Here is a 12796-nt window from a genome sequence, read left to right as displayed (position 1 = left end):
TATCCCTGCTCCTATATACTTATGCCAACAAATAAAAGGAGTGGTAAACATGAAAACAGCAGTAGTTGGCTATCCAAGGATCGGAACTAAACGAGAATTAAAATTTGCTCTTGAGTCTTATTTCAAACAAGAACTTACACTGGAGCAGCTTGAAGCGACAGCGAAGTCATTACGCCAGCTTCATTGGGCAAAGCAGTCTAGCAATAAAATCGACTTTATTTCTTCTAATGATTTTTCATATTACGATGGTGTGCTTGATACTGCGTTACTTTTTAATATCATTCCCGAACGCTATCAGAAGTTGCAGCTTAATGAGCTGGATACTTACTTTGCGATGGCACGAGGCTACCAGGGGAACAAAGGCGATGTAAAGGCGTTAGCTATGAAAAAATGGTATAACACAAATTATCATTATCTTGTTCCTGAAATCGAAGATAGTACAGAAATTAAGCTAGCAGGCTCTAAAATTATTAATGAATATTTAGAAGCTAAAGCATTAAATATAGAAACGAAACCTACGTTAATAGGACCATTTACACTATTAAAGCTAGCAAAATATACGGGCTTAAAAGCTAGTAGAGATTTCTCAGTACAGTTAGGACAAGCGTATATTGAACTAATTCATAAACTTGAAGCGTTAGGTGTGAAATGGATTCAATTTGATGAACCTCAGCTTGTTACTGATTTATCTGAGCAAGACATTGCGCTATTTAAAGATCTTTATAAACAAATATTGGCTTATAAAACGACAAGCAAGCTGCTGCTGCAAACGTATTTTGGCGACGTAAGAGATTGCTTTACCGTTATTCAGTCGTTGCCGTTTGATGGCGTAGGATTAGATTTCATTGAAGGAAAACATTCGCTTCAATTGATTAAACAGTATGGCTGGAATAAGGAGCAAATTCTATTTGCAGGTGTAGTGAATGGGAAAAATATTTGGCGAAATAATTACGCACAAACTTTACAGATTATTCGTCAATTAACTGATGTCGCTAAGGTTGTCATAAGCACTTCTTGCTCATTGCTGCATGTACCTTACACAGTAGCGCATGAAACAAAGCTTGGTCATGAAATTACAAGACACTTAGCTTTTGCTGAGGAGAAGCTTAATGAACTATCTGAGCTGCAAACAATTTTAGAAGCTATTCAGCCCGCTCAACATAAGTATTATTTAGCTAACCAGGCACAGCAACAAACAGCACGTTTTGTCCGTAATGAGCAGTTAAAAAAGCAAATTGCAGAGCTTTCAGAGCAAGACTTTACTCGTTTGCCGAGTCTTTGTGAACGTGAACAAATTCAAAAAGAAGTGTTGCAGCTTGGCTTATTGCCAACAACGACAATCGGTTCATTTCCGCAAACGGCGGATGTTCGAGCAAATCGTGCTGCATATAAGAAAGGTTCTATTACAGAGGAGCAGTATCAACAATTTAACTTTGAAAAAATTAAAGCTTGTATTGAAAAGCAAGAGTTAATTGGGCTTGATGTACTGGTACACGGGGAATATGAACGCAATGATATGGTTGAATACTTTGGTGAAGCGCTAGATGGCTTTATTTTTACTCAATTCGCTTGGGTGCAATCATATGGAACTCGTTGCGTAAAACCGCCGATTATTTGGGGAGATGTATCACGTTCACGTCCGATTACGGTAGAAACCTCGGTTTATGCTAACAGCTTAACGAGTAAATATGTAAAAGGAATGCTGACTGGCCCCGTCACAATACTAAATTGGTCGTTCCCGCGAGAAGACATTAGTTTAAAAGAAATGGCTTATCAAATTGCGCTTGCTATTCGCGATGAAGTGCTAGATTTAGAGAAACATGGTATTCAAATTATTCAAATTGATGAAGCCGCATTACGAGAAAAACTGCCGCTAAGAAAATCAGATTGGCATACAGAGTATTTAGATTGGGCTATTCCAAGCTTTCGCTTAACTCATAGCAAGGTGAAGCCTGAAACACAAATTCATACACATATGTGCTATAGCCAATTTAGCGATATTATTGAAGAAATCGACGCAATGGACGCAGATGTTATTACCTTTGAAGCTTCACGTTCAGATTTAAGCATTATAGATACGTTACATGAAGTTAATTTCCAAACTGCAGTAGGTCCAGGGGTATATGATATCCATTCTCCACGTATTCCAAGTGTTGAGGAGCTGGAGCAGGCTATTGCTAGAATAGCTAGTAAAGTAGACATAAGCAAGCTATGGATTAATCCAGATTGCGGTTTGAAAACACGCGGTGAACATGAAACATGGGCATCCCTTGCTAACCTAGTTGAAGCAACTAAGCTATTTAAACAAAGGGTTAATTGAAGAGACCAAATAAGATAAGCCAAATGAGGATGAACGTTGGATAGATACTGGAAACGGTACGCAAATAGAAACAGCTAAGAAACCTGAAACAGCTACAGCAGAGGAAAGTGAGCTCCGAAGAACGAAGCGGGGCAGAAAAAAATAACTAGCGGAGGAATAGTTAACCCCGGACAACGAAGCGGGGCAGAAAAAAATAACTAGCGGAGGAATAGTTAACCCTGGACAGCGAAGCGGGGCAGAAAAAAACAACTAGCGGAGGAATAGTTAACCCTGGACAACGAAAGTGGGTCGCCTTTAAAGCTGATGCTAACAATAAAATCATTAAAAGCATCAGCTTTAAAAAGCGACGGCAAGGGTTAACTGATTCCGAAGCGATGCAAAGCGACTGCAGAGTCTACTATTCCGTAGCCTCAATACTAGCTTTGAGCGCCTCAATATAGCGAAGTGCAAGCGGGCTTAAATTCGTTTTATTATTGATAATATAGCCAATTAACATTGACTCATCTGTTTTTATTCTTACCGACTTTATTTGCGTGCCATTAAGATCAGAATTTAGCACACCTGAGCTAATTGTAAAGCCGTTTAACCCGATTAGCAGATTAAATAGCGTGGCTCTATCACTGACTAAAATTTTCTTCTTATAATGCATCGTACTTAAGAGTTCCTCAGAGAAATAAAAAGAGTTTTTTTCTCCTTGCTCAAACGCTAAACAAGGATATGGATCTAGTTCTTCGAGGGTAATGACCTTTTTTGCAGCAAGTGGATGTCGCTCGCTTATAAATGCATGCGGCTTTGCTTCAAATAAAGGGATAAATGTTAAATCTTTATCATCCATCAACTTTCTAAGCACTTTTTCATTATATGAGCTTAAAAATAAAACGCCTAACTCACTGCGGAATTGATAGACATCCTCAATAATTTCTGATGTGCGCGTTTCTCTTAACGTACACTCATATTCAGCTTCATTCAGCTCATTAAGCAGGCTCACAAACGCTTTTACTGCAAACGCATAATGCTGCGTAGAAATAGATACTAATTTTTTGGGCTGCTTGCTGCTCATGTAGCGGTGTTCAAGAAGCTCTGCCTGCTCGATCACTTGACGAGCATACGATAAAAATTCAACTCCATCATTCGTTAAGGCAATTCCTTTCGCTGAACGAATAAAGATTTCAATGCCAAGCTCCTGCTCAAGTTCTTTTATACTACTGGAAAGACTTGGCTGGGATATATATAGTTGCTTGGCCGCTTCACTAATTGAGCCGCAATTGACAATCGTTAATACATATTTTAGCTGCTGTAATGTCATCCCTTCAGCTCCTTTATAGCATTATAAGGTATCATCTGTTTAGTATTTGTTAAACCTTCAGTGTAAATATAGCTTTCAACTTGAAAACCTTGTTTTAGCGATTCATGATTTATGATCAAGTCATGATTGCCATATTGGACGATATTGCCCTCGCGGATTAATAAGCTGCTGTCACATATACGTGCAGCAAGATTAATATCATGGATTGCTGCTACAATTGTTTTTCCCTCTGCTTGCAATTTCTTTAAAATATTCGTCACGACAATTTGATGATAAATATCTAAATCAGAGGTTGGCTCATCAAGCAACAAAATAGGGGTATTTTGAGCAATAGCTTTAGCTAAATAAACAAGTTGACGTTCTCCGCCTGATAAGCGGGTAATGTATCTATCTTTAAGATGAGTAATTTCAGCCATTGTTAGGGCATGCTCTACAAGAGATTGATCTTCATTATTCCAAGAAGAAAAGCGTTTTTTATGAGGATATCTCCCCATCGCTACAATCTGTTCTACTGTAAATTCAGCTAGCGTTTGCGAAAACTGCGGCATATACGAGATGATTTTAGCTCTTTCTATAGCGGATAGCTCTTTAATGTTTCTGTCAAATAAACGTATTTCGCCTTGTTCTATAGCAAGTAAACCAGACATCAGCTTTAATAATGTGGATTTTCCCGTTCCATTAGGTCCTAGTAAGGCAATAAATTTTCCATCTTCAATCGTTACGGAAAACTGTGAAAAAATAGTATGAGAAGTACGTCTGAATTTTACTTTGTTAAGCTCAATAGCGTTCATTTTTCATGCTCCTTACGTTTATTTTGAATAATTAGGTAGATAAAAAATGGGGCACCGACAAATGCCGTCACTACACCGATTTGAATTTCAGCCGGTCGTATAATGAGTCTGGCAGCAAGATCGGCTAATATTAAAAAAGTGGCTCCCCCTAATATGCTTGCTGGGATAAGTACACGATGGGAAGGTCCGATTAACAGTCTTATCATATGCGGTACAACTAAACCAACAAAACCAATTGCTCCAGTGAGGGAAACACTTACTCCAGTTAACAACGAAGCGATAATTAGTAAGAAATTTCTTGTGAATTGTACATTAATCCCTAAATTTTCGGCTTCTTCTTCCCCTAACAGTAAAATATCTAGTTCTTTGCGAAAGTAAATGAAAATAATAAAAGAAACGATACTCGGAAGAATCAATAATCGCAAATGATCCCAATCTCGTCCATTTAAATCTCCCATTAACCAATATAAAATTTGCTGAAGCTGAGCAATGTTTGAGTATGTCAAAATAAGCGAAGTACATGCAGAAAAAAATGAACTGAATGCTACTCCTGTTAATAATAATGTAAGAATAGAGGTTTTACCATTTTGTGTGGAGATAAAATATACAATAAATAAGGTAATAAATGCGCCTAAAAAGCCAAATAGTGGGGTCATAAAGCTGCCTATAGCAGTAAAACCAAAGTAAATGGATATAACTCCACCGAGTGAACCGCCTGAAGCTACCCCTATAATGCCTGGATCTGCCATCGGATTTCTAAACAAACTTTGCATAACAACACCTGAGACAGCTAAGCTGGCACCAACACAGCCAGCGACCAGTACTCTAGGAAATCTAATTTGCATAATGATTTGGGTATACATCGATTCAGTATGAGTATTTATAAAGGGCAGTTTAGAGATAAATATTTTAATCGTTTCAATAAAAGGAATCGTCACGCCACCAAGCATGGTGGACATGACGATACTTGAAAGTAATATGAAAGATAATAGAGCAAATAAAGATGCAGTTTTATATGATTTCAGCATACTACTCTCCTGCTAAAATGGACTTCATTTCTTCAGCACCCTCGATAACGAAATGAGATGCGGTTGTTACATTAGCGCTATCTAGGACATAGATTTTATTATTTTTAATTGCATCCACTGTTGCTAATGCAGGATCGTTTTTCCATTCTGTAACGAAGGCTGGTTCTTCGCCTTCAGCCGATCCCCATGCAGTAGTAAAGATGATTTCAGGGTTAAGTGAAACAAGCAGCTCTTTTGATATATTTGGGTAGTCAGGGTAGTCATCACCGACAATACCGGCTTCAGCAACTACATTTTTCCCGCCTGCAAGATTAATCATTTCTCCAATTGTTGTATTATCCGTTACACTAGACAAATATTCTGTATAATAAAGGACACGTTTCGGAGTAGTCACCTTTTCTGCATTTGCTTTTAATTGTTCATAGCGTGTATTTAAATCAGCTAACAATGCTTCTGCTTTTTTTTCTTCTCCAATCATATCCCCAATTACTTTTACTGAATTAAAAATTCCTGCAAATGAGGAATCGTCAACGACCTGATAAGTTGTTATTCCAGCAGCATCTAATTGATCTAAAACTTCAGGATTAACATAGGATGGGACAAGAACTAAATCAGGTTGCAGGACTAAAATTTGTTCAGCAGTAACAGTTTCAAATTTAGTTTCAATCTCATCAGTTTTACCTGCTACATTAGAAATGGATGGATCAGTCGACAAGCCAGTAACAGCAACAATGTTAGAAATATCAGCCAGCTCTACTAAATATTCATCGACAGCTAAAGTTGTTGAAACAATTCTAGTTGGTTTAGAGGCAATCACTACTTCTTTGCCGCGACCATCGATAAAAGTTTTTGGATAAGTTGATTGTTCATTTACCGAAGATGTCGCTTCATTATTCGTAACCTCTGAAGTTGGTGTTGACGTTGGTGTGGTGTTATTTTCTTGCTTTGTTTCTTGTGCGCATGCTGCTAATGATAACACTAAGAGCAGCATAACTAAATGCTTAAGTACTTTCATAATAAATCTCTCTCCCTCTTATCTTTTTTTGTAGATAGTAGAAATACAGGAAAACAGCAGATATTAAATCGAAGATAAGGAGAACGAAATAAAAAAAGCCTATTTTCGTAAGAAAATAGGCTTTAATCGTATAGAAGACAAACTAATCCTCTAAAATTTTCGCCGTACTTCACCCACCGAAAAGTCGATCCATCCGTTATGTAAAAGCAGGTTTCCTGGCTTCGGCATCATCTTACTTCTACACCTTCCCGATTGCTCAGTGGTATTGTAGGTTCATACGCCGTTACAGTAGCGGGGGCTGCACTAGATTTTCACTAGTTTCCCTTTTACCTTATCCTTCGATAAGCACTTTTACATCCTGTATTCAATTTAGTTATACTGTAGCATACTTTGCGAAAAAATCAAATGATGGAATTTTGACGTTTACAGTGAAACTAGAGTTATATATAGTTAAAAGCATTAAATGATTCATAAATTTGAGGTGATTTTATGGCAAAGGACTGGCGCTATATATCCTATCCTTTTATGCGAGAGGCTAGCTGTTTAGTTGACTATGAAATAAGAACGGATTGTTTAACAACTCATATTGGTCATGCGATAAGTATATTAAAGTGTGACAAAAAATTTGATGAAATAACGGCTATTTTAGAACGTATTCAGCCTTTGGTTTATCATGCTAACGGCTCTGTGCGTGGAAGACTGGCTATTGAACAAGCAGATTTAGATTGGCTCAATGAAATCTATGACGAATTTGTGCAGTGTGCTGGCGAAAAAATTCATCAATTTGTCCTACCACAAGGTCATAGTACGGCTACCAGCTTACACTTGTGTCGTTCTGAGGCTAAAAAAAGCTATAGGGCACTGCATAAAGTTAGCTTAGAAAAAGAAGTGCCAGAAATCTTATTTATGTTTTTAGGATTGCTGGCGAATGTATTTTTCGTACTGGCAATTGAAGCAAATAAGCTTAGCGATGTAAATGAAATACCCTTTATTTCGAAATCATATGGAAAATCTAAATAGAAAAATGAATACAGTTAATGCATAAAAGAAAAAACTCCCTTGCAAAGATGTTTAGCAGTCCTGTTACGAATGATAGTAAAGGCGCTGCAAACACTTGAAAGGGAGTTAAGTCTAGTTGCGATTAGTTAGGAAATTTTCCAGCAACGATGAGCAGGTTTAACTTGCCCGCGAATTTCACCGGAAGGATGTTGAGTAGTGTGAACATTTACATATACTTTCTTCTTGAAGAACAATTTGATTAGCTTAAATAGGGAGTGACCAGACAATGGCCCTACAAATTTACTTGGTTTAACTTCGCCGAATACGACACCTTTATTCACTGAGATGCCAGGGTTAGTTGGACCATACAAGTTATAGATACGAGGACCATTATGACCTGCTTTGCCAAGTTGTAAGTCAATTCTAGTAACATTTGCAATATTTTTTACTTTAACTAGATAGAATAGTTTGAATTTGCCATTCACTCTTTTAAGTTTAAATAGTACTTTTCCTGTTGCATTTGTTGACACACTTGGCACTTCTTGTGATCCAGTTAACCATGCTTTAAATAATTTGCTCAATGAATTTCACTCCTTAACTTAAAGATACTATACTATATTCCAATCAACTAAATTAGCTTGTATAGCAGTCTATTTGCTAAAAAATAGGTAGATTTACGTGTTTAATAGAAAAGAGAAAGCTATATGTAATTTAAGAAGTGATAATTTATGAAGCAAAATTTTAGGAGAAATGCCACTTTAGTGAGGGAGTTTTCGTACATAATGTAACAAAGAAAAAATGTAAGTAATTTTCATATATAGATGAATGAGTTACAATGTACTATATATTGCTATCCATTCATTCGATATTAATTACCGATGCTTAGCTATACTTGCAATTCTGCAAAGAAACGAGAAGTTTACACAAGAACACTTTAAGAGGGAAAGCCAGACTTGACTTAAAGGAGTGATAACGAATGAGCATTAGAACTTGTCCTCACTGTGAGTCCCCAATTGCTCTCCATCTTACTAGATGTAATTATTGTGATGGGAGACTTGAGGATGCAATGCCTAATTTATTTAATACCACTTCAAAGGTAAAAGAAGATTTGCAGGAAGCAAAGGAGAAGCAGTCGTCTAGGGAGCAATCAGCGTCGCAACAGCCAAAAGCTAGAAAAATAAAAAGGAGAAATCATCAACGAGAGCAAAATCAAGGGCAATATCAGCAATATCATCAGCAAGAGTGGCAGCAAGGACAATTCCAGCAGCAGCATCAACAATCAGAGTGGCAGCAGGGACACTATCGACAATATACGGAGTACCAACAACATGAGTATGGTCAAATTAAACATTCTCATGTGAACGTGAGAGTCCAATATCAGTCTCCACCGCCGCCACCGCCGCCTATGCAGTCGTATGATCAAGGATATTGGCAAGGTAATGCTGGACCTTATGTGATGCAGTACCGTAATCCAAAAAATAAATATATCGCAGCGCTTCTAGCTTTCTTTTTTGGTTCAATTGGATTGCATAAATTTTATTTAAGACGACCAGGCTGGGGGATAATTTATATTCTTTTTATATGGACGTATATTCCTTTTGTCGTAAGTATATTAGAGGCATTGTATTATTTATTAGTGAGCAAAGAAGAGTTTCATCGAAAATACAGTCGTTAATAAAAAAATGACGGCTTGCAGTTTATGCTTTGCGAGCCGTCGAATCATTTTCAAGCCGCTGTAAAAATTCCCTTGGTGAAATGCCCTCTACTTTTTTGAAGACTTTACTAAAATAAAAGGCGTTGTCGTAGCCGAGCTTTTGCGATATTTCATATATTCGTCCTTCTCCGCGCATCATCATTTCTTTTGCAGCAGCGATTTTTGTCTCGGTAATGTATTCTACAAAGTTTACTTTTGCTACCTTTGAAAACAGAGAGCTTAAATAATTAGGGCTAAAGTTAAACACATCGGCAACATGATTGAGTGTAAGTTTTACATTTAAGTTGCGTTTAATATAGTCCTGCACATTATTTACAATTTGTGCTTTATAGCTTTGTCTATGCGAGGAAAGAAACTCGCAGCAGCCATCTCTAAAGCGTGTTAGCCAATCAATGACATCCTCTATCGTATGCATTTGGTAAATGCTGCGATACCCTTCAGGCATGTCCTCAAAAATCTTCTCTACCATGTCTCTCCCATTTGCTAGCATTGCAGTTGCCATAAATAAAACATTACAGGAAGCATCAATTGCAGATACGAGTGCATCATGCCTGCCCTTAAACGTCTCAATCATTTTCGTAATAACCGCATGCAGTGCAGAGGTATCATATTCTTCGAAGGCGCGACGCAATTCAGAGCTCATTGCAGAGAAATCAAAGATTGCTTGTTCATGTTTAGACTTGTTGCTTGTATAAAAAATAAATCCTTTATGCTGAACAGCTTGAGGCAGCATTTGACGTGCGACCTGATAGCTATCTCGAATTTGATAAGCATCTTTTACTGCATGGCCAATTGCTCCCATAATCGTTACATTAAAATAATTTCGTAAAATTACTGCCATATGCTCTAGCAGCTTCTCCACCTCGGGCATCCAACCGAGCGGATCTGTAGTAGGCAGCGGAATTGTAATTGCAAAGTTGCGTAAATCTAGACCTGTTACAAAGCAAGGACGGTCGGATTGCAATGTGTTTTTTGCCATTTGCAAAGTACTAGAACAAAGCGCCACTAGCTTGTCACCATGCGGCGGAACAGTATCTGGCTCTTGAATTTGACAAACACATACAGTGTAAGCTGGTTCAGATAATTCAATTGAAAGATCATCCTTGTGCAGTAAAAACTGGTTTCGGTTCTCAAATAAATTGTTAAACAAGCGAATAAAAAATTTATCTCGCTGAGCATTGAGATTGCTGCGATATTCCAAACTTGGCGAAGTTTCAAGCTCACGATATTCTTCAAGTCTAGCAATCACTTTCACAATCGAGTCGCTTAGCGCTTGCGGAGTAAGCTCCAGCTTGACTAAATAATCGGCCGCCTGAACATCAATCGCAGCACGCGCATAATGAAACTCTTCATAGCTAGTCAAAATAATAAAGAGCGGAATGCGACCATATTTTTTTCGTACGTTTTTGGCTACATCAAGCCCGCTTTTGACAGGCATTTTAATATCTGAGATGACAATATCAGGGCGTAAATGATCAATCATTTCCTCTAGTTGAGCGCCATTTTGCGCGGTACCGACAATTTCGATATTGTATTGTTCCCATTTGATCATGGATTGCAGCCCTACACAGACTAGCGTTTCATCATCCGCAATTAATAGCTTTATCATTGTCATTCCCCCTTGAACATGCCTTTGGCTCATTCCTTGGTTTTGGCAGGTAATAATAAGGACATTCTTGTATATTTTGATAGCTCACTTTCAATAACTAGACCGTATTTTGGACCGAAAGCAAGGCGCAAACGCTCATGAACACTGCTTAACCCTAGATGTGTCATAAGATCTGCCGAATTTGAGTCAGATTTTAAAAGAATAGATTCTATTTTTTCTTGCTCAATTCCAACTCCGTTATCTTCGATGACGATAAGCATGTCAAATGATCCGCTACGCTTAACTGTAATATCAATGTTTCCGCCGGAGCCTTTTGGTTCAATACCGTGAAAAATTGCATTTTCCACAATAGGCTGCAAAGAAAAGCGAGGGATGAGGCATTCGAGCAGTTCTTCTGCGAGTATATGCTTTTCTAATGTAATCATGCTTCCATAGCGATATTTTTGGATTAGAAAGTAGTCATCTAGCAGCTCCAGTTCTTCACGGAGTGTGACTAATTTACGAATATCCTTTGTAATATTGCGTAGTAATCTTGATAATGAGGTTGTCATTTCGGCAATCCCATAAGCATTTTGAATAGTAGCCATCCACTTAATTGAGTTGAGTGTATTATATAAAAAATGAGGATTAATTTGGCTTTGCAGCATGCGATATTCAAGCTCCTGCTTCTGCTTTTCATCTGCTAACCGAGATTCCATTAGGGCAACAATATCTTGAGAAAGCTTATTTATTCCTCTGCCTACATCGCCAAGCTCATTATTCCATTCAATCATTTTGTCTACGAAAAATTGTCCTTGGGCAATTTTATCCATTCTTTTTTTCAGCTTTTCTACTGGGTTACTAATTGTGCGAGTTAAGTAAACCATAATAATGCCGCTAAGGGTAAGTACTAAGCAAGATACGCCGATCATTAGTAAAATCCATATATTAGACAGTGAAGTTAGTTGATTCATAGCTAAAATTTGTGTTAGTGTAATGCCATCTGTAACCGGATAGGATACACTAATGCCACGAGTTCCGTCCTCTGTTTCTATTTGTGAAACGACAGTTTGTGATCCAGTTGAGTAATCATTAATGTAAGCGGTATCAACAAGAGCGACAGAAAGGGATGTGATGCGCTCTCCTTCAATTTCATAACGGGTATCGTCCAGTGTTAATAGCAATTGCGAACCAGGCGGTAGCGTATAGCCTTGCAGCTTATCAGTAATTACCGAAGTAGAAGCAAGCAAATAGACAGTGCCAATTATTTTGCTTTGATTATATATAGGAAATATAAAAGGAATTACGGTTGAGTTCGAAAAAGGGTCTTTGATTACCTGTCCCCAATAGGTTGTCTTTGCATGTTTAATCGTCGTTAGCAAATGAACATTATGCCTGTTTAATGGTTGCATTGTGCTGCTCGATACATTATCGACTTGAATAAATTTATCTGCATTGTCTGTAACGACAAGTCTGCGTACATAATTGTTGGAATAGTTGGCTCGAAAGTCCTCCTGCATAGAATTGTATACATTAATTGCATCCATTGCTGTTGCGCTGTTTGAAGTGAAATAATCTGCGAGTAAGGTGTTGGTCTTAGAATTAGCACTGGCTGTCATCGCTAAAGTAGATAGGTTGCTTAAATCTTTTTGAATAATATTGGCAACAAGTTGCAGGTTAAATTCTGCTGCCTGCACCGCTGTTTTTCGCTGATAGTAGGAAATTAGCTCATAGCTGAAAATGGACAAGAGAGAAGCGATTAGCAGTGCAAAAACGGTCATAATTAAAATAATTCGACTTTTAATACTCGTATGTCTCGTTTTTTTCAATCGCAATACCTCCATATGGGGAGCTCTTGACGTTACACACACTAGTCTAATCATATCATAGCTTATAAATTTAATAGAAGTGAGTAAAGAAAATAAGAAAAAATTACAGGTTTATCGAAAGATATTACAGGATTTCATTTTGAAAACGCTTTACTTAGTAAGATAGTGAATATTAAGCTGATAATTTTATATCCACATTAGTTTAA

General features: G+C 37.6%; 10 protein-coding genes and 1 riboswitch. Of the genes, 3 read left to right on the top strand and 7 right to left on the bottom strand.

Annotated features, from left to right (window positions below; all coding sequences use genetic code 11):
- Window positions 1-49 precede the first annotated feature (49 nt).
- Window positions 50-2320 carry a 5-methyltetrahydropteroyltriglutamate--homocysteine S-methyltransferase gene (metE, locus tag AC2TDL_RS05110; RefSeq protein WP_484699116.1) on the top strand — a complete coding sequence of 757 codons (2271 nt, stop codon included), beginning with the start codon at window positions 50-52 and terminating at the stop codon, window positions 2318-2320.
- 397 nt (window positions 2321-2717) lie between these two features.
- Here metE and AC2TDL_RS05105 read toward each other — a convergent pair whose 3' ends face one another.
- From AC2TDL_RS05105 to AC2TDL_RS05090, 4 genes are read right to left on the bottom strand one after another with little or no spacing between them, the layout of a single operon-like run.
- Window positions 2718-3626 (bottom strand): LysR family transcriptional regulator, encoded by a 909-nt coding sequence (locus AC2TDL_RS05105; protein WP_484699115.1) that lies wholly within the window; start codon window positions 3624-3626, stop codon window positions 2718-2720.
- Window positions 3623-4417: an ABC transporter ATP-binding protein gene (locus tag AC2TDL_RS05100; RefSeq protein ID WP_484699114.1), complete on the bottom strand. Its 795-nt coding sequence runs from the start codon at window positions 4415-4417 to the stop codon at window positions 3623-3625. Before AC2TDL_RS05100 ends, AC2TDL_RS05105 begins: the two co-directional genes overlap by 4 nt.
- Complete coding sequence (locus AC2TDL_RS05095) at window positions 4414-5445, bottom strand: FecCD family ABC transporter permease (protein ID WP_484699113.1); 1032 nt, start codon at window positions 5443-5445, stop codon at window positions 4414-4416. The genes AC2TDL_RS05100 and AC2TDL_RS05095 overlap by 4 nt, the downstream gene beginning before the upstream one ends.
- 1 nt (window position 5446) lies before the next feature.
- A complete protein-coding gene (locus AC2TDL_RS05090; protein ID WP_484699112.1) occupies window positions 5447-6460 on the bottom strand; it encodes an ABC transporter substrate-binding protein in 1014 nt (337 codons plus the stop codon).
- Between the two features lie 188 nt (window positions 6461-6648).
- Window positions 6649-6828, bottom strand: a riboswitch (cobalamin riboswitch).
- Between the two features lie 121 nt (window positions 6829-6949).
- Between AC2TDL_RS05090 and AC2TDL_RS05085 the strand changes: the two genes are divergently transcribed.
- Window positions 6950-7480 (top strand): hypothetical protein, encoded by a 531-nt coding sequence (locus AC2TDL_RS05085; RefSeq protein ID WP_484699111.1) that lies wholly within the window; start codon window positions 6950-6952, stop codon window positions 7478-7480.
- A gap of 125 nt (window positions 7481-7605) precedes the next feature.
- On the opposite strand, the gene AC2TDL_RS05080 is transcribed toward AC2TDL_RS05085, so the two are convergent.
- Window positions 7606-8040 (bottom strand): CHRD domain-containing protein, encoded by a 435-nt coding sequence (locus AC2TDL_RS05080; RefSeq protein ID WP_484699110.1) that lies wholly within the window; start codon window positions 8038-8040, stop codon window positions 7606-7608.
- Window positions 8041-8435: 395 nt separating this feature from the next.
- On the opposite strand from AC2TDL_RS05080, the gene AC2TDL_RS05075 reads away from it, so the two are divergent.
- A complete protein-coding gene (locus tag AC2TDL_RS05075; protein WP_484699109.1) occupies window positions 8436-9134 on the top strand; it encodes a TM2 domain-containing protein in 699 nt (232 codons plus the stop codon).
- Window positions 9135-9156: 22 nt separating this feature from the next.
- Here the strand turns inward: AC2TDL_RS05075 and AC2TDL_RS05070 are convergent, their stop codons facing one another.
- On the bottom strand, window positions 9157-10782 hold the full coding sequence (locus tag AC2TDL_RS05070; protein WP_484699108.1) for a response regulator: 1626 nt from the start codon (window positions 10780-10782) through the stop codon (window positions 9157-9159).
- A 29-nt stretch (window positions 10783-10811) separates the two neighbouring features.
- On the bottom strand, window positions 10812-12590 hold the full coding sequence (locus tag AC2TDL_RS05065) for a sensor histidine kinase (protein ID WP_484699107.1): 1779 nt from the start codon (window positions 12588-12590) through the stop codon (window positions 10812-10814).
- Window positions 12591-12796 lie beyond the last annotated feature (206 nt).

This window comes from Paenibacillus sp. plas6 (assembly GCF_057221655.1).
The sequence above is the reverse complement of the archived record's forward strand: the minus strand, read 5'-3'. Positions and strand labels throughout refer to the sequence as shown.